The 25,131-nt window shown below is 47.0% G+C and carries 17 protein-coding genes; 8 read left to right on the top strand and 9 right to left on the bottom strand.

Annotated features, from left to right (window positions below; translation table 11 throughout):
- Window positions 1-21: 21 nt before the first annotated feature.
- The 3 genes from sprA to OGH69_RS06830 form a co-directional block, all read right to left on the bottom strand.
- Window positions 22-7,296 carry a T9SS outer membrane translocon Sov/SprA gene (gene sprA, locus OGH69_RS06840; RefSeq protein ID WP_265173789.1) on the bottom strand — a complete coding sequence of 2,425 codons (7,275 nt, stop codon included), beginning with the start codon at window positions 7,294-7,296 and terminating at the stop codon, window positions 22-24.
- A gap of 84 nt (window positions 7,297-7,380) precedes the next feature.
- The gene (gene ruvA, locus OGH69_RS06835) at window positions 7,381-7,962 is read right to left on the bottom strand and encodes a Holliday junction branch migration protein RuvA (RefSeq protein WP_265173705.1); all 582 of its coding nucleotides are present in this window, start codon (window positions 7,960-7,962) and stop codon (window positions 7,381-7,383) included.
- A 125-nt stretch (window positions 7,963-8,087) separates the two neighbouring features.
- Window positions 8,088-10,379 (bottom strand): NADP-dependent malic enzyme, encoded by a 2,292-nt coding sequence (locus tag OGH69_RS06830; RefSeq protein ID WP_265173704.1) that lies wholly within the window; start codon window positions 10,377-10,379, stop codon window positions 8,088-8,090.
- A gap of 115 nt (window positions 10,380-10,494) precedes the next feature.
- Here OGH69_RS06830 and OGH69_RS06825 point away from each other — a divergent pair, with 115 nt between their 5' ends.
- Complete coding sequence (locus tag OGH69_RS06825; protein WP_265173703.1) at window positions 10,495-11,127, top strand: polysaccharide deacetylase family protein; 633 nt, start codon at window positions 10,495-10,497, stop codon at window positions 11,125-11,127.
- Here OGH69_RS06825 and OGH69_RS06820 read toward each other — a convergent pair.
- Together OGH69_RS06820 and OGH69_RS06815 are read right to left on the bottom strand one after the other, a co-directional pair.
- The gene (locus OGH69_RS06820) at window positions 11,124-11,420 is read right to left on the bottom strand and encodes a thioredoxin family protein (RefSeq protein ID WP_265173702.1); all 297 of its coding nucleotides are present in this window, start codon (window positions 11,418-11,420) and stop codon (window positions 11,124-11,126) included. The genes OGH69_RS06825 and OGH69_RS06820 overlap by 4 nt on opposite strands.
- 75 nt (window positions 11,421-11,495) lie before the next feature.
- Window positions 11,496-12,728: a metallophosphoesterase gene (locus tag OGH69_RS06815; protein ID WP_265173701.1), complete on the bottom strand. Its 1,233-nt coding sequence runs from the start codon at window positions 12,726-12,728 to the stop codon at window positions 11,496-11,498.
- Between the two features lie 243 nt (window positions 12,729-12,971).
- Between OGH69_RS06815 and polA the strand changes: the two genes are divergently transcribed.
- Entirely contained in the window at window positions 12,972-15,803 is a 2,832-nt protein-coding gene (polA, locus tag OGH69_RS06810; protein ID WP_265173700.1) for a DNA polymerase I, read from the top strand.
- A 112-nt stretch (window positions 15,804-15,915) separates the two neighbouring features.
- Window positions 15,916-17,244, top strand: a complete 1,329-nt coding sequence (locus tag OGH69_RS06805) for a serine hydrolase domain-containing protein (RefSeq protein WP_265173699.1) — start codon at window positions 15,916-15,918, stop codon at window positions 17,242-17,244.
- A 165-nt stretch (window positions 17,245-17,409) separates the two neighbouring features.
- Here OGH69_RS06805 and OGH69_RS06800 read toward each other — a convergent pair whose 3' ends face one another.
- Window positions 17,410-18,432 (bottom strand): LacI family DNA-binding transcriptional regulator, encoded by a 1,023-nt coding sequence (locus OGH69_RS06800; RefSeq protein ID WP_265173698.1) that lies wholly within the window; start codon window positions 18,430-18,432, stop codon window positions 17,410-17,412.
- Between the two features lie 421 nt (window positions 18,433-18,853).
- On the opposite strand from OGH69_RS06800, the gene OGH69_RS06795 reads away from it, so the two are divergent.
- Together OGH69_RS06795 and OGH69_RS06790 are read left to right on the top strand one after the other, a co-directional pair.
- Complete coding sequence (locus OGH69_RS06795) at window positions 18,854-19,600, top strand: ferritin-like domain-containing protein (RefSeq protein ID WP_265173697.1); 747 nt, start codon at window positions 18,854-18,856, stop codon at window positions 19,598-19,600.
- Between the two features lie 18 nt (window positions 19,601-19,618).
- Window positions 19,619-20,449, top strand: a complete 831-nt coding sequence (locus tag OGH69_RS06790) for a ferritin-like domain-containing protein (protein ID WP_265173696.1) — start codon at window positions 19,619-19,621, stop codon at window positions 20,447-20,449.
- 61 nt (window positions 20,450-20,510) lie between these two features.
- Here OGH69_RS06790 and OGH69_RS06785 read toward each other — a convergent pair whose 3' ends face one another.
- Both OGH69_RS06785 and OGH69_RS06780 read right to left on the bottom strand, forming a co-directional pair.
- The gene (locus OGH69_RS06785) at window positions 20,511-21,362 is read right to left on the bottom strand and encodes an acyl-CoA thioester hydrolase/BAAT C-terminal domain-containing protein (protein ID WP_265173695.1); all 852 of its coding nucleotides are present in this window, start codon (window positions 21,360-21,362) and stop codon (window positions 20,511-20,513) included.
- Between the two features lie 57 nt (window positions 21,363-21,419).
- On the bottom strand, window positions 21,420-21,932 hold the full coding sequence (locus OGH69_RS06780; RefSeq protein ID WP_265173788.1) for a Crp/Fnr family transcriptional regulator: 513 nt from the start codon (window positions 21,930-21,932) through the stop codon (window positions 21,420-21,422).
- A 172-nt stretch (window positions 21,933-22,104) separates the two neighbouring features.
- Between OGH69_RS06780 and OGH69_RS06775 the strand changes: the two genes are divergently transcribed.
- Window positions 22,105-22,902 carry a hypothetical protein gene (locus OGH69_RS06775; RefSeq protein WP_265173694.1) on the top strand — a complete coding sequence of 266 codons (798 nt, stop codon included), beginning with the start codon at window positions 22,105-22,107 and terminating at the stop codon, window positions 22,900-22,902.
- Window positions 22,903-22,955: 53 nt separating this feature from the next.
- The gene (locus OGH69_RS06770) at window positions 22,956-23,432 is read left to right on the top strand and encodes a hypothetical protein (protein ID WP_265173693.1); all 477 of its coding nucleotides are present in this window, start codon (window positions 22,956-22,958) and stop codon (window positions 23,430-23,432) included.
- A gap of 57 nt (window positions 23,433-23,489) precedes the next feature.
- On the opposite strand, the gene OGH69_RS06765 is transcribed toward OGH69_RS06770, so the two are convergent.
- Window positions 23,490-24,452, bottom strand: a complete 963-nt coding sequence (locus OGH69_RS06765) for a hypothetical protein (RefSeq protein WP_265173692.1) — start codon at window positions 24,450-24,452, stop codon at window positions 23,490-23,492.
- Between the two features lie 22 nt (window positions 24,453-24,474).
- Here OGH69_RS06765 and ruvC point away from each other — a divergent pair, with 22 nt between their 5' ends.
- On the top strand, window positions 24,475-25,029 hold the full coding sequence (ruvC, locus tag OGH69_RS06760; protein ID WP_265173691.1) for a crossover junction endodeoxyribonuclease RuvC: 555 nt from the start codon (window positions 24,475-24,477) through the stop codon (window positions 25,027-25,029).
- Window positions 25,030-25,131: the final 102 nt, after the last annotated feature.

Here is a 25,131-nt window from a genome sequence, read left to right as displayed (position 1 = left end):
CTGTAAAATGTTTTTTTGTGTTTAATTTCCAAAATTATACCGCAGCGTAATCCACGAACGGATATTGGTCAGCGGATAAGCTGTTGATATCACTGCTTTCGAGAACGAATGGTCGTAATAGAATATGGCGGTAAGGTTCTTGCTGAATGCATAATCTGCAGAAAGCTTAACAGACCACATATCCTGGCCGCCACCCAGCTGGTTGTTATCATAGTCCAGGTAACGCACAATGGTTTCATTCTTCCTCAATGTAAAGTCTGCCTTGATGTTGATGTCGCTCTTGATCACATTCTGCGGGTTATCGGCAAGGCTCGAGTTGATAGTTACATCCTTAATGCGGTAGCCAAGACCAAGTATGTATTCGTTGCCTTTCACCTCGGTAAGAAGGTTGTTGTCAAAGCTAAGGTTGAGCGTGCGGTCTTTACGTATCTCGGCCAAAACCTTTATGGAGTTCTTCATCTCAAAGTCAACACGGATAAGCGGGTTAAAGCGCTCACTTAGGTTGATGTTAGAGATAATGTTCTTGGTATAGAAATTACCGATGCCATTGTTGTCCTGGCTGTTGGTGCTTTCAAAGTTCGACCTGTACGAATTGATGTTATATGTTGACGTATAGCCATGTTGTAGCGAGAAGCGTTTGAATTTGTCCTTAAAGAATTTGTAACGCATAAGACCAGTATACTTCACTACCCAGTTGGGCAATGGCACATCCCTGAAAGTACTGGTTGAAGACTTAGATGCATCCTGGCCTGAATAAGCCGCAAGGAATGAAGGCAGCAATACCGCCTGGCTATTGCGTCCGTACCCTACCGGGAAGCCGGCGTTGGCATCGGCAAAGCCCCCGGTGCCATCAGCAACATACCTTGGGAATTGGGTTGTGCCATAGCGCTGTTCTGCAAGCCTGTTGGCTATCACCAGCCTGTTTTCCCTAAAGTCGTCAAATGCTTCCGAACCGTTCACATCGCTTTGGCTGAAAGCAGTCTTAATCAGTATTGTGGTTATTTCAAAGTTACCGAATGTATATGGCGAACGCGAATTATAATTTCCTAAGGCATCCACATCATACTGCTCAGAATAGTTTTCAGAATAGGTCCTGGTAGCGTTAAGGTCTATTTTAAAGTCAGGGAACAGGTCCACGTTGGCCGCAAGCTTAAGTTCTTTTGTATTTACCTGCATGAAATTCTGGTTGTACCCATAATAATCGGTCAGGTAGCCTTTTTTGGCCATTTCATAACGGATATCGCTTTGGCTGCCAAATACGAAATCGACACCCGGCTTGGTGGTACCCAGGAATCCTATGCCCGGCAGGTAGCCCGGAAGCGCGGTAGAATTGGTTTCGGTGTAATTTATCCGTATATCCTTCACGCTGGTCAACACCCCTATCAGGCCATTTACAAAAGGATTGCCCTGAGTGGCCGGCTTTGGCGCAGCAGTTACTTTCTCACCTGGTTTAGGTGCCGGTTTTGGCGCTGCATTTTTCGCGGCAGGTTTTTTAGGCCCAAGGCCAACATACTTGTAGAACAAATCCATGTTCAGGGTGGTATTCAGTGTATGCGAATTGGCATTCTGTATCGTATTCCCAAGGTTAAAGTCCCTGTACGGGCCGGTCTCCACCCCTTCTGTTACCGGTGCGTTAATTATCGACAATGCATCTGTAGAACGTGTCCAGTTAAAATCACCGTTATAAGTATACGTAGATTTCACAAAAGAAAGCGCCGGTATCTTGCTTAGCGGCAGGTCGTAATTCACTACAAACTTTTGTACGTGTGTGTTAGCCTCGCCCGTATTCCAGAAGTCGTTCCAAACGGTAAGGTCATCTATCGGCAGGTTGTCCTCGTCAAGGTAATTCCTCACAATGTTGCTTGTCGCCACCGAATAATTAAATTTTAACGATTTGGTTATGTTGTAATTAAAACCGTATTGATAATTAAAGAAATAATTCCTCCTGTATAGCGGGTCAATAGGAATACCCTCCACATCTACGTTACGGTACTGCTGCCTGTTGAACTGCCTGATGATGTTCGAGCTGAACGAAATGTTCGACGGCAGGTAGTTAAAGTTAAAATCGCTCAATATTTTCCAGTAGTTGCTTTTCTTCATAAAAGCCGTATTCTTGAATGGTTCTACCGGCTTATTCTGGAAATTGTAATTATAATCTGCCGACACCCTTACCTGCTGGTCCCTCAGGTCCTCAATTTCATAATCGTGGTGTTCGGTCTCATTGTATGAGTACGACAGCGTAATATTTTCCGGGTCATACACATGAGGTTTCGCATCCGGTGCCCGCTCCTTCTTAACCCCTATAAAGTTAATGCTGGTGCGCTTCGTATAATCAATGGCCCGGTCACGAAGGTTATCCCTCGTAGCCTGGTCGTCGGTTTCGTCAATCAATTGCTCGAGTCGTATGTCCTGCTGGAATGGGTCATATTCCGGTGTAATGATCTCCTCTCCCACACCGTAGTTAAACGGCAGGTTGATACGCCAGTTTTTCGGCAGGAGCTTACCAAGGCTAATATTGGTCACAAGGTCATACTGCATCACATCTTCCCTGCTCCTCTCATTAGGGCTTTGCTCAATGGTACCAAAGCCTATGGTACTCATACGCCCGGTACCCGACAAGGTCATAAAATCTGCGAAGTTGGTATCCATGCTCGCAATAGCAGCCATACCGCCTTCGCTGTCCATATCTGACAGGCGCAGTTCATTGAACCATACCTCACCCCTAAGGTGGCGTGCCATAGGGTCAGCAGTTTCATATCCATTCTTCACTCCAAGCATCAATGTGCGTACATAGCCAAAGTTAGGGTTACCCTTTATGGCTATAGTTGTCCTTTCGTCTATGTCGCGGTAATAAATGCCATTCTCATCCGGCGCGCCGGCAACATTATTTAGCACGTCGATCTTGAGGCGGGTAAGCGCATCGATATTAACCGTTATCTCATTCTCCTCCGGCCATATCTGGTCCTCTGCAGATGCGCTCAGCGGTGTTACATCCAGCCTTTTTTCTATCTGGTAAAAGTTATCCGTAAAGTCGTTACCAAATCGCATGAACGCCTTCATTTCGCCACTAAGAAGGCCATTGGCTTCAGGCGTGTCAGAATCATTGTCCGACGACAATGCTTCAGCATGCAGGAACATCCTAATCTTCTTATACTGGCGCATGTCTACATTCACGCTTTTGAAAACCGCGCGGGCATCTGCCGGCTCAAGGCCCTTATTGTTAGAGGTCGTACCGTCGGTGGCATATACGCGGAGCGAAAGCGACTGCTCGTTCTGGTTGATCACTGCATTATTGTTATACAGCTGCTCTCTTACAACGCCCGGTGGCGATTTGTAAGGTATCGGCTCACGGTCGCCGTTTTCCTGGATGTTCAGGGCAACCACGTCAAAACCTGTGCGGTCATCCGTATCGTCTTCAGTGTTATCAGGCTCAGTGTCCAGTGAGTTGGTATAACGCCTCCATTCACCTCTTACCAGGTCAAGCGCGCCAAAACGCAGCGTAATCTCGTCATTAAAGCCCCTCATGATCATCCTCATGAAACGGATGGAACGCACGCTGCTGATACCGCCAACAGGTACTGCACCTGCTCCCTGTACCGGAACTTTATATAACAGCCAGCGGCCGGAAAGCGTAGATCCGTCTGCTGCAGCGGCACCGTCAAAACGCCTTTCGTCTACTACATAGCCCTGGCCCGGAATTACACCCGGCGTGATTGGAATTTCATATTTAAAATAGGCATCAATCGTGTTCATGGTGTTGTCACGGTTGATATCCTCTGTATCCGGAAGGGTAGTGTTACCCCTGTTGTTATTCCCTACATCTACAGGCGAGTTGCCCTCGGTACCATTATAGTTTTTATAACGGTCCAGCACGTTGCCGTTTGCACTCAGGAAGAACTGGTAGTTATCAGCGGCAGGGTCATCAAGGCTGGAAAACTGACTAAACATCATTCGCTCATCATCATCAGTAAGACCGTCAAAGCCCACATCCTGCACGTTACGGTTAGAGGTATTAGTGTCAAAAGCATAGATAAGCGATTGCGATACCGGCACCTTACCCCATGAGGTAGTAAATGTCGGTTGGTTGCTGCCTGCTTCAGGAAGACCATTTTCATACTGCTTCCTGTTGTCTTTTAGTATGTCTTCAGATATTTCACCCAGGTTGATTTCCAGGAAACCGGTGTTGGTTGCCGGTGTAGCGTTGGTACCGTCATACGGGTCCATTACCCAAAACTGGATGTATTCTACATTGGTCTGCTCAAAGTTGGTCGAGTTGATGGCCCGCATGATACCACCCCAGTTATTTACAGCATCGGATTGTGAAAATCCGGTTGATGGCGGCGCGGCAATGGGGTTGTAATTGTATGGCCCCCTTTCCTGCGGGTAATAGCTAAGGTCAAGGGTGTTTACTACCCTGCTTTGTCCGGGCACCACATCGGTTACCGGGTAGAGCTCATCATAATACACACGCCTTGTCCTGTTCGATGAAATGTCGGCAGCACTGATGCCTGAAGGGCGCGACCCGTCTGCGTAAAACGCGGGGTCAATGCTGTACCATGCCAGCTTTGCCCGCCTGAAACCTACCTGCAGGTCGTTGGTCTCAAACTCACCGCCAAGGCCCACCGGCGCACTGGCAAGTGTCCAGCCCAACGCACCGCGCATGTCGATATTGGTTTGCGAGCCCTCAAAATCGTCTACATAGGTTGTGGCCTCGCCATTAAACTGGTCTGCTTTGGAGGCACCCGGTTTCAGCATGGCTACCTCGCCCCTGAAGGAGAAGTTCGAAGGAACGTCTGTATCAATGTTCGGAAGCTTGTTTACCAATCGCGTAAAGAAAGGCACTTCTGTAGAATAAGTCGTGTTTAAGCCGAAGATGGTATTGTTTACCGACTCCTGGCCGTAGTTTGTTTTTGTAGTAAACGGCCTTTCAGACATATTAAGTACCGTAGCCCCCACCAGGAACTTATCGGTAAACTTGTGCTCAATGTTGAAACCGGCAAAGCGCCTGGTCTGCTGTCCAAAGACAGCATTGTTCTCTACCGAAACCTCAATAGGGGTGTTTGATGCCTGCAGCGAAGGGTCCAGTATCTGCACGCGGCCCAGCTGGTAGTTCACCGTATAGTCCTGCCCTTCCACAAGCACGCGGCCACCGGCAGTTACTACTACCGATCCCTGCGGAACATTAAAGGCTCCCAACGGAATACCATCGCCACCCGTTGATTTAAAGCGGCCCCTCAGCTGGAACTTGTTCTTCTGGCTGTCCTGCAATGCATCGGCCTGTGTACTCTTATACATTTTGCGGTACACATAGCGCTTTTGGTTCGGGTTAAAGTTGCTTTCGGTAGTATCGTCGTTATAGTTTTCCGGCGGCGACGGATCGTCGCTGCGCTCCAGCTTATCATACAGGTATTCACCAAACGGCTCAACAGTCGTAAAGAATATACGCCCGTTCTGCGCATCTATGGTAAGCCCCGGCACAAAGTCAAAGAAACCGTCGCCACCCTCCTGCGGGTCATTAGCATATGTCAGCCTGTCCAGGTTAAACACACGAAGCAGCGGTGTGTCGGCAACAGGGCCCTCTTCGTTTGGCGGTACAGGAAATGCATACGGCCCGGGCGGTGTTGCTGCCGGATCGGTTGCCGGTGTAATATAATTCAGCGGAGAAGGGTCGGTATATAATATATTAAAACGGAAGTCCTCCTGCGTAAGCTGGAAGCCGCCCGGTATCTGGTATACGTTTTTCATCATCAGGTCCCATACCGGCTCATTCACATTTACCAGGTTGCTCTTAAGCATTTTCAGTATAAGTGTCTGGGTTACCGGGATAGTTTCTTCAGGAGGCGTAGTATTATCTACTACAGTAGCTGCAACACCATCGGTACCAAACTCACCCACCTGGTATACCTCGTCGCCAATGGTATACTGGTAGGCCACCGCAAGCACCTCATCATTGTTCAGCTTTTGATTAAGCGACAGGTAGCCCAACTGTGTATGGAAGGTATATTCGTTTGGATTCAGCTTCCTGGCATTTTCCAGCTTGGAGTAGTCACGGCCTTCATTAGCGCTAAGCCCCCCAACGAAACTGGTGTTATCTACCGTAACAATTTGCCTTACACCCTGCGTAAGCATCCCCGCAGGGATGATCTCAGGGTTCAGCGCGTTGTTGCTGTTATCCGGCGGGCTGTTTGGCGGTGCTGTAAAGAAGCCCGGCGGTGCCGGTGAAGGATTCGCAAAACCTACTGCCTCATCCGTAATGTCCTGGTTGGTGCGGCTACTGGTAAGTCGCGATTCACCTAAGTCCTGTATGGCCACAATGTTCCTGGAATTGTTTTCCTGAGCATTTATCCTGTTCTGCCTGTTGGTCACCCATACTTCAATACGGGTTATCTGCACACGGCTGTCTATCAATGGGTAATTCCGCAGCGCCCTGTCGTAGCGGTTCCTGAAATATTGTGAAAGGAAGAAATGCCTGTCGGAATCATAATCAAGCCCAAATAGTTCAAATTCCTGAATGGTGCCTCCACCCTGTGAAGTTACGGTCTTGGTTTGCGACTTTTGCTCGGAGAAAATACCTGTTACGGTCGTTTTCCCAAACTGCAGGGCCATCTTAACGCCAAAAAGGCTCTGCGCCCCACGCACGAGCGAGTTGGAAAGCGGGAAGCTTACGTTTCCTATCTCGATTTTCTGGATAATGTCGTCTTCGGTAGGCGTATATTCCAGCTTGATAAGGTTCTGGAAAGCAAATGTAGACTCTGTGTCATAATTAGCCGTAACAGCCAGCCTGGTACCTACTTTTCCCTGCAGGCTCATGGAGATGCGCTGGTCAAAGTCGAATGTAAACGTACTGCGGTTGCGTGGCGAAAGCGATGGGTTGTCCTGCTTGGTATAGCGCACCCCAAGATCCAGCTCTACGGAACCCTGCGGCTTTATATCGATGGTATTGCCGCCAAATATAGTCTCAAAAAAACTGGAATTGACGTAGTAGCGCGGCAAGAGGTTCTTTTGCTGTTCTTCTGTGCCTTTTCCATCTACGGCTTTCGATTTCTCTTTGTAATATTCACGCATCGACTCCCTCAGTACAAGTTCCTGGTATTGGTCAGGCGTAAGGATTATCGGGTAATTGATGTTGAAACCGTCAAATTTATTAGTATAAATATAGCGGTCGGTTGCAGGATCGTAGGTATAGGCTTCTATGATGCTCTTCGGATTATCAATCTCTACCTTGCCTGTATTGTATCCCTTGATGGTATCGCGCGCGGCTTCGTTCTCTTCTTCCTCATCCACCTGTGCCTGCATGGCAAGGCCGCAAAGGAAAAACAATATCGAAAGCGTATATTTTACCCGGATATATAAACCTTTAGAGTATTCAGTTTTCAAGTACTATAAGTTTTTTAATGCTTGTTTTATTATTGTCTCCACCCCTGCCGACGGATCATCCTTAACAATCTTCTCGACAACCTTTTCAGCCAATTTTTTGTTAAAGCCCAACACCTCCAAGGCAGATAACGCTTCATCCTTGTTTGTATTGTAAGCTGAAACGGAAACTTCACCCAAATCATACAGTTTTAACACTTTATCCTTCAGGTCGAGTATTACCCGCTGCGCCGTTTTGCTCCCTATACCTTTTATTGATTGTATTGTCCCTACATCGCCCGAAGCTACTGAATTGATTATGTGCCGTGGTTCCAGTGAGGAAAGCATGGTACGTGCTGTACCGGCCCCCACACCCGAAACCGAAATAAGAAGCTTAAACAATTCCCTTTCAGCCTTTTCGGCAAAACCATAGAGTGTGTGCGCATCCTCTTTTACCAACAGGTAAGTATATAACTTTATACTTTCAGAGTCAGGCAGCAGCGAGTAGGTATGCAGCGAAATGTTCACATCATAACCCACCCCATTACAGTCTATTACCACGCCGGTAGGCGTTTTCTCCACCATTCTTCCCTGAAGATGTGCTATCATATCAATTTTTTAACAATTTCCAAAAATAATAAAATTCTTTAATCTCCAACGATATAATAAAAGTTAGTAGGCCTGATCGTCTGTATATGTTTTCGTCCTGTTAACCAGATAAAAAAAGAGAACACCTACTTTTTTGCCATCTTGAGGCGCTTTTCTTTTTCCTGTGCATCCACCACAGCAACAGCGGCCATGTTCACCATTTCTTCCACACTGGCACCAAGCTGGAATATATGCACCGGCTTGTCCATACCAAGCATTATAGGCCCTATAGAAACCACTTTATTCAGTTCCTTGAGTATCTTATAAGTTATGTTTGCCGACTCAAGGTTCGGGAAAATCAGCGTATTTACCTTTTTGCCTGCCAGCTTAGAGAATGGAAATTTATCCTTCAGCATTTCGGGATTAAGGGCAAAATCGGCCTGTATCTCGCCATCTACCAAAAGATCCGGAAATTCCCTGTGCAGGTAAGCTACCGCTTCACGCACTTTGGTTGTACCAGGATCTGTCGAGGATCCAAAGTTTGAAAATGATACCATGGCTACTACCGGTTCCATTCCAAACATCCTTACGGTACGTGCTGTCATCAGCGCAATTTTAGCCAGGTCATCGGCAGTTGGATTTGGATTAATAGCGGTATCAGACAAGAATAATGGCCCGCGCTTGGTAAGCATCATGTTGGTAGTAGCTATACGGGTAACACCCGGTGCCCTGCCTATGAGCTGCATGATTGGCTTCACAGTAGAAGGATAGCTCCTTGAATAACCGGTAACCATAGCATCAGCCTCTCCTTCGTTCACCATCATGGCTGCAAAATAGTTGCGTTCGCGCATCCACTTTTGGGCATCGAGCAGGTTCACTCCCCTGCGTTGCTTGTTCTTCCAGAAAACCTCAGCGTAACGATAGCGCCTTTCATCCTCAGCATCGGTTTTCGGGTCGATAATGGCCACTTCGGCATCAAATCCAATTTCCTCCTTAAGAAGTTCAATCTTTTCACGGTTACCCAATAATATAGGGTAGCCTATTCTTTCTTCCAATACGATCTGGGCGGCCTTTAGCACATCCAAATGGTCGGCTTCGGCAAAAACAATACGTTTAGGAGCGGTTTTAGCCCTATTTGTAAGAAGGCGCACCATCTTGTTATCGTTCCCAAGACGCTCCAAAAGTTCTTCGGTATATTTGTCCCAGTCGTGTATAGGGTGCTGGGCGACACCACTATCCATGGCCGCTTTGGCCACAGCAGGAGCCACAACAGCTATCAGCCTCGGATCAAATGGCTTCGGAATGATATAGTCACGCCCAAAGTTAAGCTTGGTCTCCCCATAGGCAATATTCACCTGTTCCGGCACCGGCGCTTTGGCCAATTCGGCAAGGGCAACCACAGCTGCCATTTTCATTTCTTCGTTAATCTTTGCCGCGCGTACATCCAACGCCCCGCGGAATATGTACGGAAAGCCAAGCACATTATTCACCTGGTTAGGATGGTCGGAACGGCCCGTTGCCATGATCACATCTTCACGTGTGGCAATGGCAACATCATAATCAATTTCCGGTATAGGATTGGCCATCGCAAACACTATCGGGTTGGCATTCATGCTCAGCAGCATTTCGGGCGAAAGCACATTACCTACCGAAAGCCCAAGGAACACATCCGCCCCTTTTACTGCTTCCGCAAGCGGGGCTGCCTCTGCATCCTTAGCATATTTCCTTTGCAGTTGCGAAAGGTCGGCACGGCTGTTTACCAGCATGCCGTCCTTATCAAACATGATTATATTTTCAACCTTTACTCCCAACAGGAGGTATAGGTTAGCACAAGCAAGCGCGGCAGATCCGGCACCTGAAACCACTATCTTTATATCACCAATATTTTTCTCGGCCAGCTCAACTGCGTTAAGCAACGCAGCGGAAGAAATAATGGCCGTACCATGCTGGTCGTCGTGCATTACCGGAATGTTGAGTTCTTCAACCAGCCTGCGTTCAATTTCGAAAGATTCAGGCGCCTTGATGTCTTCAAGATTTATTCCTCCAAATGTTGGTGCGATGTTTTTTACAGTCGCGATAAAAGCATCAACATCCTTGGTATCTACCTCTATGTCAAACACATCAATATCAGCAAATATTTTAAAGAGCAAGCCTTTGCCTTCCATAACCGGCTTTGAGGCTTCGGGGCCAATGTCGCCCAGGCCAAGTACGGCAGTCCCGTTAGATATTACGGCTACGAGGTTTCCTTTGGCAGTATATTTATAAACGTTATTTACATCTTTGGCAATCTCAAGGCAGGGCTCTGCAACTCCCGGAGAATAGGCAAGCGAAAGGTCGCGTTGGGTTGCATAAGGTTTAGTAGGCACTATCTGTATCTTCCCCGGATGCGGCTTGGCGTGATATAACAGTGCTTCCCTTCTTTTACTGTACTGGTTCATTTTCTAACATTTGGTAATGAACCCACAAAGGTAATCCTATGAACGGAACTGGGAAATTTTTAACGGTTTTCTTTTCCTACGCCTGTCATTACATTTTACCCCGTATCTTTACACTATGAGATTCTATTGGGTAAAGACCAGGTGGTTTATACGGAAGCTGTTCCCGGGATTTGTGTGGAACATTCCCAACACGTCCAAAACTGTATATCTTACTTTTGATGACGGCCCTACGCCAGATGTGACTGAATGGGTACTGGACCTACTTGCGGAACATGATATAAAGGCCACATTCTTCTGTATTGGCAACAATATCGAAAAGCACCCCGATATTTTCAGGAAAGTTATCGAAGCGGGGCATACCGTTGCCAACCATACTTTTAACCACCTTAACGGATGGAATACCGGCAACAACAAATACTTTGAAAACATTGAAGCCTGCGAAAATTTCATGGAGGAAAACAATAGTGCAAGGCTTTTCCGTCCGCCTTATGGCAAAATAAAGCGTTCACAGAAAAAAGAAATACTGAAAAAAGGTTACCGTATTGTAATGTGGGATGTACTTAGCGCCGACTTTGACACCACAATTACACCGGAGCAATGCCTGCAGAATGTAGTAAAAAATACTGCCAACGGCAGTATAATCATTTTTCATGACAGCATTAAGGCGCAGGAAAACCTCCGCCATGCGTTGCCAAAAGCGATAAAATATTTAAAAGAAAAAGGATTTCAGTTTGCCGCTATCGATTAGATCTGCTCCTGTACCAGGCCAATAATAGTGTTGGCATCCAGCTCGCCGCTCTGCCTCCACACCATGTGCCCATCCTTGTAGATCATCAGCGTAGGAAGGCCTTTAATCCTCAACGCATCAGCCAGTTCCTGGTTTTTATCCACATCAATTTTAATGACTTTGGCCCTGTCGCCAAGTGCGGCTGCCACATCCCTTATAACAGGGTGCATGGATACCGAAGGCTCATTCCACTCTGTATAAAAATCGATCAGTACAGGTACATGGGAGTTTATAAGTTCTCCGAATTTTGACATAAAATTGAAATTTTAAACGGTCTTAAAATCGTTATATCTGCATTTTAGTGATACAAATATAACATTTTTACCATATTACGCTGCTTTTTGACCTTTTTTTAGTTCGATGACTGTAATTTCCGGCCATATACCTACCCTGCCGGGGTAAGCATGAAAACCAAAACCACGGTTTACATAAATATAGCGGCCTACATTTTCGTACAGGCCAGCCCACTGCTTATATACATATTGCACAGGGCTCCACTTGAAAACTCCCGGAATCTCTATGCCAAATTGCAAACCATGCGTATGCCCGCTAAGCGTAAGGTGGTAGTTATTCGGGTGATCCTTAACCTCATGTTCCCAGTGCGACGGGTCGTGGCTCATCAATATCTTAAAATCTTCTTTGTCCAATCCCTTCGATGCCTTGCCAAGATCGCCCGCCTGCTTAAAGTTTACGCCCCAGTTTTCTACACCAACCAGCGCTATTTCCTGTCCGCCTTTTTCCAGCTTTACGTGTTCATTTAGCAACAACTTAAAGTCTATTTGCTTGTGCAGGCCTTTAATGTCTTCAAAATTTTTGTTTTTTTCCCTCTGCGAAGGCCAGGTTACATATTCGCCATAATCATGATTTCCCAAAATAGAATATTTACCAAAAGCCGGTGTTTCGATCTTTTTGAAGGTGTCTATCCAGTTGTACATTTCCTCGGCGTGGGTGTTTACTATATCTCCGGTGAAAAGGACTATGTCTCCATGCTGCTCGTTAATCAGGTCAATAGCATAGGCAATCTTTTCAGGGTTGTCAAAGCTGCCACTATGGATGTCTGAGATTTGGGTGATGGTAAAACCGTCGAAATTTTCGGGCAGGTCGGGGAAGTAGATGGTTTCCTTCCTGACCTTGAAATTATACTTACCCCATTTCATTCCGTATAAAAATGACAAAAAGGGTATTGCAGCTACGCCCAATGCTATCTGGCTTACGAACTTTCGCCGCTCCGGCAGGAACGACTGCCCTTCATTACCAAGGAACGTCCTGATGAAACCGCCAATGACGCGGAAAATATCTTCACCCAATAAGATAAGCCCTACAACCATTTTAGGGATAACGGTTATCAGCATCAGGCCAATGGTAAAGAGGGACCGTTTGGTTTGGCCAACACTACGGTCGAATTGCGTAAACGACCAGATAATGAAAGCAATGATGAATACCGATACTCCTACATAAGCCCACAGCATCCAGCGGGTTTTTACAAGGGTTTTTACGGCAAGGAACGTGTAGACTTCGCCCAATATAGCGGCGATGAGGATATAGATGAGTGCGCGGCGCATTTAATTTGTTTTTACAAAGAAACGAATAACACGGTGAATTGTTACAAAGATTATTTCAGTAGTTGAAGAAAGAAACACGTATGAAGCGGATTTTCACAGATTTCTTTTACTGGAATTTGAATCTTTACGCAGGCAAAGACGTTCAAATATAACTTTTGACAACAAACATTCTTTTTAATGGATTCGCTTTAATTGGAAATTATCCCATCGTTTGATTATTTTTACGGCTAAATATTTTTTTTCATGTCACAGCAAAAACGACTTTTCCTGCTTGATGCCTATGCGCTGATTTTTCGCGGGTATTATGCATTCATCAAGAACCCGCGTATTAACTCCAAGGGTATGGATACCTCAGCGATTTTTGGATTTACCAATTCGCTACTGGATGTAATCAAGCGCGAAAAGCCCGACCACCTTGCTGTAGCATTCGACAAGGAAGGCAGTACAGTACGCACCGAAATGTACCAGAACTACAAAGCCAACCGCGATGCAACACCTGAAGCCATAAAGATTGCCGTGCCCTACATCCAGGAAATACTACGCGCCATGCACATTCCCGTAATCGAAGAGGCAGGCTGCGAAGCGGATGACCTTATAGGCACCCTTGCCAAGCAGGCCGAAAAGGAAGGTTACCAGGTTTTCATGGTTACTCCTGACAAAGACTTTGCGCAGCTGGTAAGCGAAAACATTTTTATGTACCGTCCTGCCAGACTTGGCAACGGCATTGAGATTTGGGGCGTACCCGAAGTATTGGAGCGATTTGAGATTGAGAGGCCGGAACAGGTGATTGACTTTTTGGGCATGATGGGCGATGCTGTAGATAACATTCCTGGGCTTCCCGGCGTGGGCGAAAAGACCGCTAAGAAGTTCCTGAAGGACTATGGGTCAATGGAAAACCTTTTGGCAAATACGCACGAACTGAAAGGCAAAATGCGTGAGAACATTGAAGCCAACAAGGAGAAAGGCATCATGTCGAAAAAGTTGGCGACCATCATTACCGACTGCAATGTAACCTTCGACGAGAAAGATTATGAGCTGACCAGGCCGGATGCCGAAAAAGTGGAGGCTCTCTTTAACGAACTGGAATTCCGCCGCATGGCAGAGCAGTTCCATAAGTTATTTGGTGACGGGCAGGAGTTTGACAATGTGCAAACCCAGGGCTACTCGCCTACAAAAACCATTACCGCCGGCGAACAGCAATTTTCGCTGTTTGATGAGGGGGCCGCTGACGACGATGCACTCACCGGACCCGGTTTTTATAACACCCTTGATAACACTGACCACCATTACCAACTGGTACAGGGCAACATGGCCATAAGCCTGCTGTTGCGTGACCTGCTGAAGCAGCCTGTAGTTAGCTTTGACACAGAAACAACCGGAATTTGCGCGCTTACGGCTGAGCTGGTAGGAATGTCCTTCTCATGGGAAAAGGGTAAAGGTTTTTATATCCCTGTACCGGCGGACCGTGCGGAGGCACAGGAAATCGTAGATAAGTTCATCCCGTTCTTTGAGGATGAAAGCATCGAGAAAGTAGGGCAAAACCTGAAATACGACCTTGAAGTGCTTGCCAACTATGGGGTAAAAGTGAAGGGTAAATTCTTTGACACCATGCTGGCACATTACCTTATCAATCCCGATATGAGGCACGGAATGGACATTTTAGCGGAAACCTACCTGAAATATTCGCCGATGCCCATTGAAGCGCTTATTGGCAAAAAAGGCAAGGGCCAAAAATCAATGCGCGATGTAGATTTGGAACTCATAAAGGAATATGCAGTTGAAGATGCCGACATTACACTGCAGTTAAAAGAGATTTTCGCACCTAAGTTGGAGCAGACGGGCACACGAAAGCTGTTCGACGAGATAGAAGTACCACTAATGCCGGTACTGGCAAGCATGGAAACCGAAGGCATCAACCTCGATGTGCCATATTTAAAGGAACTTTCGGCAGAGCTGTCCGCAGACACAAAAGTTCTGGAACAAAAAATATACGAAGCTGCCGGGCAGTCGTTCAACCTCGGTTCCCCAAAACAGTTGGGCGAGATATTGTTCGACAAACTGAAAATAGGCGGTGCCAAACAGAAGAAAACCAAAACAGGGCAGTATGCCACAGGCGAGGAAGTACTTTCCTACCTTGCATTGGAAAACCCTATTGTTCAGGACATCCTGGACTGGAGGCAGCTCGTTAAGCTTCAAAACACCTATGTAGACGCATTGCCCCTACAGGTAGAACCTAAAACAGGCCGCGTACACACCGACTACATGCAGGCTGTTGCGGCTACGGGACGCTTGAGTTCCAACAACCCCAACCTGCAAAACATCCCAATACGCACCGAACGTGGCAGGCAGATACGCAAAGCCTTCATAGCACGCGATGAAGAGCACACCATTCTTTCTGCCGACTACTCACAAATAGAGCTACGCATTATTGCAGCGCTTAGCGGCGATCCCGAGATGGTAAAGGCGTTCCAAAACAAGGAGGACATCCACGCCTCTACAGCAGCAAAGGTGTTTAATGTGGAATTGTCGGCAGTGACACGCGAGCAGCGGAGCCATGCGAAAACAGTGAACTTCGGAATCGTGTACGGGGTTTCGGCCTTCGGGTTGAGTAACCAGACCTCATTGAGCCGATCGGAATCGAAAGACCTCATCGATGCGTACTACCTGACTTATCCAACGCTGAAGCAATACATCAATGAACAGGTGGAAACTGCGCGCGAAAAGGGTTATGTACAGACCATTTCAGGCCGGAGGCGGTATTTGAAAGACATCAATTCACAAAACCAGGTTGTCCGGGGCGCAGCAGAGCGAAATGCCGTGAACGCGCCTATACAGGGCAGTGCCGCGGACATCATCAAGATTGCAATGATTAATATCCAAAGGCGTTTGATAGGCGAGAACTTTAAAAGCAAGATGCTGCTACAGGTGCATGACGAATTGGTGTTCGACGTACATAACAGCGAAATGGAACGCATCAAGCCGTTAATTAAGGAAGAAATGGAGAATGCTTTTAAACTTGATGTGCCATTAGAAGTTGATATGGGTACCGGAAGGAACTGGCTGGAGGCGCATTAAAAGCCTCCCCTCAACCCTCTTCAAAGGAGAGGGAGCAGCTTCACTCCTGCTTCTTTCAGGGGATGGCAACATTTTCAAGGCAGTTGCGTTATAATAGCCTAACCAAATAATCATGAAGCGACTTTTCTTATCCTTATTTGTCTTAGCAATTACAATTCCGGCACTGGCGCAAAGCGAGGCGAAATACCGGAAAATCGATAGCCTGATGAACCATTTCAGCAGGAACAATAAGTTTATGGGCGTGCTCAGCATACGCGAAAAGGGTAGGCCGGTATTTGAAAAAGCCTATGGTTTCGCCGATGTAGAGGCCAAAGTCAAGGCCACGCCGGACACCAAATACAAAATCGGTTCGGTTACCAAGATGTTTACCTCGGCGATGATTTTCCAGCTTGTGGATGAAAAAAAACTGAAGCTCGACATGAAGCTTTCCGACTTTTTCCCCAGGGTGAAAAATGCTGAAAAAATCAAAATTTCTGACCTTTTAGGGCATACCAGCGGGGTATTTAATATTACAGACGATGCGAATTTTGATGACATAAAAGGGAAACTTCAGAGCAGGAAGCAGATTCTCGACAGGATTGAGTCATACAACCCCGTTTTCGAACCGGGGGTCAAGGCCGAATACAGCAACACCAACTACCTGCTTTTGGGTTACATCATCCAGGACATTACCAACAAGACGTATAAGGAAGCCGTGTTTGAGCGTATCGTAAAAAGGGCCGGACTGAAGAACACCTATTACTTCTCTAAGATCAACCCCAAGAAAAAGGAAGCTTACTCCTATAAGTTTGCCGATGGGAAGTGGGTGAAGCAGGAAGAATACCATGAGTCATCTGCCGGGGGTGCGGGCGGGCTACAGTCTACCGCACCCGACCTGACCCTGTTTGCCAGGGCGCTTTTTGACGGTACGCTGATAAGCAAGGAATCGCTGGCCGAAATGACCAAAATGGAAATGGGCTTTGGCCGCGGGCTGTTCGCTTTTCCATTCGGTGAGCGTAAATTCCTGGGGCACAACGGTGACATAGAGGGCTTTGCCACTATACTGGGCTATTACCCGAAAGAAGATGTAGCAATATCGCTTACGCTGAATGGCGTAAATACCGAACTCGACGACATGATGATAGGCATCCTGAGCTGCTACTACAAGCTGCCCTACCGTTTTCCTAACTTTGCGACCACTACTGTTGATGACAGCATCCTGCAGAGCTACGAAGGCCTCTATTCTGCGCCTTCCCTGCCTTATAAGGTAAAGATTGTGGCGCGTGACGGCAAGCTGGTTGCCATTGCCATGGAGCCCGGACAGGGAATGTTCGAGCTGAACCCCCTTAGCGAAACGGAATTCAACTATGACCCAGCAAACCTCCACATGATTTTCAGTCCAAAAGGGTTTACCCTGAAACAGGGCGGGCAGGTAACGGAGTTTAAGAAAGACTCCCCCTAACCCCCTCCGAAAGAGTGGGAACAGCTTCACTCTTGCGGGAATAGCGCATTGAAGAATCTTGGCATATAAGGAAAGATTGCTTCGTCGTCCCTCCTCGCAACGACGGTGCTACGAGGTAATTTCGTATACAAATCCAACAAAAAAGCCTCCGCATGGAGGCTTTCATTATAATTTCCTTGTAGACTCCCGTTGCCTCAACTCGGTTTTGATGACACGGGTTTCGTATTCGGGCTCCTCTTCCTCTTTGGCTTCGAGCCTCCTGATGAGCATTTCTGCGGCCGCCTCTCCAATTTCCGGGCCATGCTGGCTGATGGTGGATAGGCTTGGTGTCAGCCTCCTTGACCATACGCCATCGGCAAAGCCTATTATATTGAGGTCTTCCGGTATCTTGATACCCTTCTTGATGGCGGCTTTCATTGCCATTACCGAAGCATGCTCGTCCAACGCAAAAATTCCGTCTACCGGCTTCTCAAACAATGTCTTCAGCTTTTCATCAAAGTCTTCCGGGGTATCCGTACGTATGATAAGGTCGTTGTTTATCGTATAGCCGTTATCTTTCAGGGCCTTCTCATATCCTTCTGCCCTCAGCTTGCCTACGCTAAGATTATCGATGCTGGACAGCAGGGCGATGTTTTTGCACTTTAGCTTTATCAGGTGGTTTACCCCGTGTACTGACGAATCAAAATCATCCACAATCACTTTGTCGCAATTCACCTCATCGGAAATCCTGTCGAACATCACGATTGGCAAGTCATCTGAGATGGCTTCCTTAAAGTGCTTAAACTCCTGCTCCTTTTGTGTTTCTTCCGAAATGGAAAGGATGAAACCGTCAATGGTACCGTTAGAAAGCATTTCCATCGCGTGGATTTCCTTTTCCAGCGACTCGTTGGAAATACAGGTAATCACATTATATCCCTTGTCGTTGGCTCCCTTTTCAATTCCTGAAAACACTTTGGCAAAGAAAGGGTTCAGGATGTTCGGTATGATAACTCCGATAGTCTTGGAACGCTTGCTTTTCAGGTTCACCGCAATGTTATTGGGCTTGTAGTTTTTCAGCTTGGCAAACTCCTGCACCCTGATCTTTGTGGGCTCGCTTATCTCGGGGCTGTTGCTTAGTGCTTTGGAAACGGTGGAAACCGATACATTGAGTTCTTTCGCTATCTGCTTCAGGGTCGCTTTTTGTTTCATGGCCTTCGGGATTATTTTAAATGTAAAGAAACGAAAAAAAATGTAATCCTTTATGTGGCAAACGAGAGTAAATTGCAAATTCTTAAAATTATAAGGCTGTCCCATTATCCGGCATTTGTAAGGAAAAAATTTACAAAACCAAATTTGCACTGCCTAACCACCCGTTAATGTTTTTGTAAAATTTCATAGGCCGACCCATTTTCAGTCAAAAAAAATGCAACCTGAAATAGTCGCGCGAAGCCTTGGTACGAGCGTGAAAAACCGGGTTCAGGCTCATACCTTTTTTCATAAATTATTCTTAAAACTCCGGTTTAATTAGGTTTCATGCAAAACCCTTACCATTTAGTTGACGTAAATAACAGGGAACTCTGGAAATCAACGAAACCACACCCACCAGTTATTAACCTATAAATTCTCAATTATGAAAAAAGTAGAAGTAAAGGAAGTTGGCATCGGCAGCTTTGCCAGCAGGAGAAGCTTCCTTAAATTAAGCGGGCTTACCATTGCCGGAACAGGATTGCTCCTGGCAGGCTGCAGCAGCGATGACGATGGCGGCACCCCCGATTCCGGCCAGCTTCCGGGTGTACGGAACGGAAAATTTGACCTTGGCGGAGGCGACCTTGGCATACTGACCTATGCGTATGCACTTGAGCAGCTTGAGGCCGATTTTTACACCAGGGTAGTAAACGGCAACCAGTTCGGTTCCATTTTCAATTCCGAAGAGCAAGCCGTTTTGGTTGACCTGTATCGCCATGAAGTAATCCACAGGGAGTTTTTCAAGGCTGCACTGACAGGTGCTCTGGAAGATGATGCACGCGTGTTGCCTTCATTGGAATTCGCTTATGATTCAGTAAACTTCAATAACAGGGCCAGCGTACTGGGTACTGCCAAAGCACTGGAAGATACCGGTGTAAAAGCATATAATGGCGCCGGACGCTATATTGAAAATGCGGACTACCTGCTCATCGCAGGAAAAATCGTGTCGGTGGAAGCAAGGCATGCCGCGGCTATAAGGGAACTGATAGACCCGGGAACAGCTGCCTTTGCAGGAAACGATGTTGTTGATGCCAATGGCCTTGATAAAGCAGAAAGGCCTTCAATGGTTATTCCGCAAGTGGCTGCACTCGATTTCATCCAGACACCATTTACCGCAAACTATCTTCCTTAATCCTTAAACTTCGATATCATGAATATTTTAAAATTTATAGAGTCGTTTACTAACGAAGGCCTGATTAAAAGCCTGGGCGAGAAACACTCCCGCAGGGAAAGCTTTAGCCAATTTGGCAATATAGGCAAAACAGCGGCGCTGGCAGCGGCGCCATTCGGACTGGCAGCACTATTGGCCCCGACAAAGGCAAGGGCCGCATCGGCAGCATTTTTTACAACAACCGTCGAAACGCCAACCCAGGCGCTACAGCTTGCACTGACACTGGAATACCTTGAAGATGAGTTTTACCAGATCGCACTGGATACCAATGGTCTAATACCACAGGCCGATCGTGCCATTATAGCACAAATAAGCCAGCATGAGGCAGCGCACGTTGAGTTTTTAAGGAGTGCCCTGGGTGATAATGCGCCGGATAAGCCTACATTTGATTTTACAGGCGGCCAGGGTAATCCCGGCGGTCCCTTTAATCCATTTGAAAATTATGAAGTATTCCTCGCATTATCTCAGGCATTTGAAGATACAGGAGTACGCGCTTACAAAGGCCAGGCAGGCAACCTGATGTCGCAGCCCGACCTGTTGCAGGCCGCATTGCAGATCCACTCGGTGGAGGCAAGGCATGCATCGCAGATACGCAGGCTGCGCGGACAAAAAGGATGGATTGAGGGCAACGACCGTGGCGGGCTTCCCGAAGCAGCGCAAGCTGTTTATGATGGCGAGCAAAACACCATGCAGGCAGGCTTCAATACGGCTACAGTACCAAACATACCTGCAGGGGCAGGATCGGAATCATACGATGAGCCACTTACAGGAACACAGGCATCTGACATTGCCGGACTGTTCATCGTATAATAAAAAATAAATTAAGTTGGTTGAACTGCCCGTGGGAAAATTTCCTGCGGGCAGTTTTTCATTACCGGGCTTTAATAAAGTGCTTTTCCAAAAAAGCAAACACTACATCAAAATGCTTTGTGGGTTCTGCATGGCCTCCCTTATAAATAATATGTTCGTGCGGATATTTAAAATCATTCGCTGTGAGCCGTGCCATCATTTTATCTCCCATCGCAACAGCGGGGATGATTTCATCAGCATCGGCAGAAAGCAACAGTACGGGAGCTTTGATGTTCTCAACTTTTATCAGGCAGCGCTGCTCGGCGTCGGCATCCTGCAACATGGCTTCGAATGTGCCGCGCAGGTCGCCTTTCACCAGGAAAGGTACAACTTCATTGTTAACCGGGATAAAAGGCAATTCCTTGCCCCCAAACGCCCAGCAAGACGAATTGAATTCCTGCGTATGCCCCGGGAAGACCGCATGGCTGGCCGACATCCCGATGACACACGAAATATCATTGTAATAGCTGCCGAGCAGCAGGGCAAGATCGGCGCCGCGTGAGCCGCCAATTACTGCAATCTTACTTCCGTTAACCTTTGGATGCGCTGCCGCCGAGGCAATGGCAGCGTGCACCTCATCAATGGCGATTTTGTCGAGAAGTGGCGGCGTACCTTCACAGCCAAAATAGCCCAGCGCCAGGAAAGCATAGCCTTTTGCAACGAATTCATCGCGTATTGGTTTCCAGTGGTCGCTTGCCCATGCATTCCCACCCTCGGAGCCGCCAAGGCCTACGACTAAAGGCTGGTTAGCGCCATTGCCTGTATAAAGGATGGCTTCGGCATTTTTTACAGGTATCTTTTCCTGGGAGAAAGAGGTTAAGGAAGTCAGGGAAAAGGCAATAAATAAAAGTGTGCTAAAATAATTCATCATCATTGTTTTGTACAAAGGTGATGCTTTAGCTCAAAACTGCATTTGATGCAGATCAAAAAATCACCTGGCTGCACGCAGGCGGCTCAGGGTTTCCTGGGTGATGCCGAGGTAGGATGCCACCATGCCCAGCGGTATCCGGTGGTGGATGTCGTGGTATACCTCCAAAAAGTGATCGTGCTTTTCTTTGGCTGTGGTAAACCGCATTGAGGTAATGCGCTCCATCAGGTGCCCGAAGACTGTGCCCATCGAAAGCCGGGAATAGCGCTCCATTTCTGGAAATTTATTGAACAGCGCCACCAGATCGTCCACATACAGGCTGTAGGCTTCGGTGTTTTCGATGGCATCGATGTAATAAATGTCGGGGCGGCGCGTCATGAAGCTTTTGGGCGAATTGCACCACTCCTCTTCTGCCGAAAAATACTCCGATATTTCTTTGCCGTCTTTCAGGAAATAGGTGCGAAACATGCCACGAACGATAAAATAGCTATAGGTACAGGTTTTGGACGCATCCAGCACCAGCTCCCCTTTTTTAAAATGTACAGGCTTTAGCTTTTCGGTAAGTTCGTGCTTCAGCGCATCGCTTAGCGGGATGTACTTTTCGAAATGGGCAATTATTTTAGATGTGTGGTCGATGGGATGATTTGATTTTACACATCAGTAAAAATAACATTTATTATCAACAATGCTAATCCTCACAGAAGGGCTTTTTATTATTTTTGAACAAAAACCAAATCATCAACCAACAATGAACACCCTCAAAATCAAAGATTACATTTTTCCGATCGACACGGCAAAATCGTACATAAAAGAATACAACCAGGAGGATTTTGGTCAGACTTACACGCTATGGGATGTTTGGGTACAAGGCGAAGAAGCGCCTTTTATGGATGAAGGAATGCATAGCGGCAATATACGTTGCGAACAGATGATCGCCACACAGGGCAATCTCCAATCCCTCGCAGAAAAAACCATAGAGGTTAAAGGCGCTTATGATTATGTGACCGACGAGCATTTGTTCACTTTCTATGTGCTTACGCACAACGGCGTAAAGGATAACGAGATCACATTCGGGAAAATTGAGGGTAATAAAGTGGCCGTCTATTGGAAAGGAGTGATAGAAGAACTTGGATTTGAAGGTGATTACAATACCAACGTACCTTTTGAGCTTTCCTGTGAACTGGAGATTAAAGGGATGGTAAGTAACGAGGATTACCACACGCCATCATCCGTAGTAAAAATATCTGTTGGGAGTACTAATGATGACATTGATAACAACAGTAACATTCTTGAAGCAATCACTGAAATAACCGACAATCACCGGTTGAATGACGAAGCCTACGATGCGGTAATAAAGCTTTTATGCAACAAATCCTTCCTGGAAACTTTTGAGGGCGACACCGATCCGCTTGAAGATTTCATTTCAAACTTTACCCATTTCACCGACGACCTTACCTCACCCGTCCCGAAAAACATCATCCAAAAAGCCATGAAAAAATGGCGTAAAGTGGAGATGCTGGAAAACTTTGTAGATAATGTTGAATAGCTGTAATGGGGCATAATTGTACGGCTAAATAATTTTTCCTTATTTTTGGGCAAATGAAGAAAGCCATTGCCCTTTTCCTGCTTGCCTTTTTGAGCTCCTGCCAGTACTTTGACAAGCAGGTGCCGGACGAGGATGCCCTGCTGCAAAAACGCCTTAAGGAGATCAACTGGAAAGAAGTGAGCAGCTATCCTTCGATGGCCGAATGCGATGCCATCATGGACAAGCAGCTGAAAAAGGAATGCTTTTTTGAACAGATGGCACGCCTGGTACAGGAAAAACTGGGTATCGATACCATTGCCCTGCTCTACCCCGAGTTGGACACGATACAGGTAAAAGTCACGGTATTCTCTGATTCCACATTAAAATTCGAACCCGAAATGCCCACCGACAGCGTTTCGTATGACCGCACTGCTATTGACAGCATCCTCAAGGCCCGCCTTGTCGATTTCCCAAAGATTGAACCTGCCCAAAAGGAAGGTGTACCGGTTACCACGCAGTTCATACTGCCGGTAATACTGGATGTGGAGTAGGTTTTTTAGTCGGAAGTACGAAGTCGAATATTTTGGAAGTAGCACGCTCGGGTGAAGCTACTCCCTCTCCTTTGGAGAGGGCTTGGGAGAGGCCTTAAACCTGACAACAAAATAACTACCGATCGCTACCGGCAACACGATATTCAGCAGCCATTGGAGCGTTGCGGCAAATACCACAATCCATTCGTTCACTCCCAATATCCCGAAGAAATACACCGCTACGCTCCCGCGCACTGCAAAGTCCAGCAACTGGAAGGTGGGCAATGACGACCCCAGGAAGTAAATGCCCGCTATGGCACTTATCATTATCGGGTAAGGCAAGTCTACTCCAAAAAGCAGGAACAAAAAATAATGCTGGTGGATGATCGATAAATACCGGCCAAAGCCTAACAGCACATTTTTACGGTGGATGGCTTTGGGCACCTCCCCTACTTTTGCAAACAGGCGTTGCAGCGAGTAGCCTTTGATGGCGATGTTGCGCGAGGCGAATACGAGTAGGCCGGCAGCCACTATCGCCCCAAGAATGAGCAACAGCGTACCAACAGCAATGACATCGTACACTACATTGAAAATGATAAGCCCTGCAATCCCTGCCAGCACCGCAATGATGAGCTGGATGCCATTGCACACAAGGTTCAGGAAGATAATGTCGCCGGCCTGCTGCTTTTTGTAATAAAGTGCCTTGGCGGCATACTCCCCTATGCCATTTGGAGTGAATATCGCGGCGGTCATGGCGGCCAGCACCTGTTCGGCGGCTTTTGCGAGTGGCAGCGGCTGCAGCCACGAAACCAGGTTGCACCACTTGACAATCTCTAAAAAGCGATTGAGGAACGTGAGCAGCAGGATGAGAGAAATAAGGAGGTATGACCCTTCACGCGAAGCTGCTTCGGTAATGCGCGACCAATCGAGGCTGTCATCATCCGAAATGCGGCTGTAGATGAAATAAAATGCCCCGCCCACGATCAAAAGTTTGGCCGTAAGTACAAGGAATTCCTTAGCTTTGCGCGAGAGGGTAAGCATGCCCGCAAAAGTAATTTAAATTTTGGCAACCGAACGCATAATATTGGGCATCGATCCTGGCACGACCATCATGGGTTTCGGCCTGATAAAGGTCGTAAACAAAAAGATGGAATTCCTCCAGCTAAACGAATTGCAGCTCAGCAAGTACGACGACCATTATGTAAAGCTGCGCCTCATCTTTGAGCGCACCATAGAGCTTATCGACACCCACCTGCCCGACGAGATCGCCATCGAGGCGCCTTTCTTCGGGAAGAACGTGCAGTCGATGCTCAAGCTGGGGCGAGCGCAGGGGGTAGCCATGGCGGCAGGGCTTTCGCGGCAGATACCCATCACCGAATACGAACCCAAAAAGATCAAAATGGCCATAACCGGCAACGGTGCAGCCAGCAAAGAGCAGGTGGCCAAAATGTTGCAACAGCTCCTCGGCCTGAAAGAACTTCCCAAAAACCTCGACAGCACCGATGGTCTTGCAGCAGCCGTTTGCCATTTCTTCAATTCGGGCAAGATTGTTGGCGGCAAAAGCTACTCCGGCTGGGATGCTTTCATAAAGCAGAATGAAGAGCGGGTAAAAAAGTAAATCGCCAAGACACTTCAAATCAATCATTTGAACTTAAATCGTGAAAAACCCTGTATTTATAAGGGTAAATACTTTCTTGACGATACCATAAAAGATATATTT

It is taken from the genome of Flavobacterium sp. MFBS3-15, assembly GCF_026107645.2.
GTDB lineage: Bacteria > Bacteroidota > Bacteroidia > Flavobacteriales > Flavobacteriaceae > Flavobacterium.
This window is presented reverse-complemented; position numbering and strand designations above follow the sequence as displayed.

Bases quoted from the DNA above. Each gene is read 5' to 3' on its own strand.
- sprA (WP_265173789.1), bottom strand. From the start codon at position 7,296: ATGCAGGCACAGGTGGATGAGGAAGAAGAGAACGAAGCCGCGCGCGAT.
- ruvA (WP_265173705.1), bottom strand. From the start codon at position 7,962: ATGATAGCACATCTTCAGGGAAGAATGGTGGAGAAAACGCCTACCGGC.
- OGH69_RS06830 (WP_265173704.1), bottom strand. From the start codon at position 10,379: ATGAACCAGTACAGTAAAAGAAGGGAAGCACTGTTATATCACGCCAAG.
- OGH69_RS06825 (WP_265173703.1), top strand. From the start codon at position 10,495: ATGAGATTCTATTGGGTAAAGACCAGGTGGTTTATACGGAAGCTGTTC.
- OGH69_RS06820 (WP_265173702.1), bottom strand. From the start codon at position 11,420: ATGTCAAAATTCGGAGAACTTATAAACTCCCATGTACCTGTACTGATC.
- OGH69_RS06815 (WP_265173701.1), bottom strand. From the start codon at position 12,728: ATGCGCCGCGCACTCATCTATATCCTCATCGCCGCTATATTGGGCGAA.
- polA (WP_265173700.1), top strand. From the start codon at position 12,972: ATGTCACAGCAAAAACGACTTTTCCTGCTTGATGCCTATGCGCTGATT.
- OGH69_RS06805 (WP_265173699.1), top strand. From the start codon at position 15,916: ATGAAGCGACTTTTCTTATCCTTATTTGTCTTAGCAATTACAATTCCG.
- OGH69_RS06800 (WP_265173698.1), bottom strand. From the start codon at position 18,432: ATGAAACAAAAAGCGACCCTGAAGCAGATAGCGAAAGAACTCAATGTA.
- OGH69_RS06795 (WP_265173697.1), top strand. From the start codon at position 18,854: ATGAAAAAAGTAGAAGTAAAGGAAGTTGGCATCGGCAGCTTTGCCAGC.
- OGH69_RS06790 (WP_265173696.1), top strand. From the start codon at position 19,619: ATGAATATTTTAAAATTTATAGAGTCGTTTACTAACGAAGGCCTGATT.
- OGH69_RS06785 (WP_265173695.1), bottom strand. From the start codon at position 21,362: ATGATGATGAATTATTTTAGCACACTTTTATTTATTGCCTTTTCCCTG.
- OGH69_RS06775 (WP_265173694.1), top strand. From the start codon at position 22,105: ATGAACACCCTCAAAATCAAAGATTACATTTTTCCGATCGACACGGCA.
- OGH69_RS06770 (WP_265173693.1), top strand. From the start codon at position 22,956: ATGAAGAAAGCCATTGCCCTTTTCCTGCTTGCCTTTTTGAGCTCCTGC.
- OGH69_RS06765 (WP_265173692.1), bottom strand. From the start codon at position 24,452: ATGCTTACCCTCTCGCGCAAAGCTAAGGAATTCCTTGTACTTACGGCC.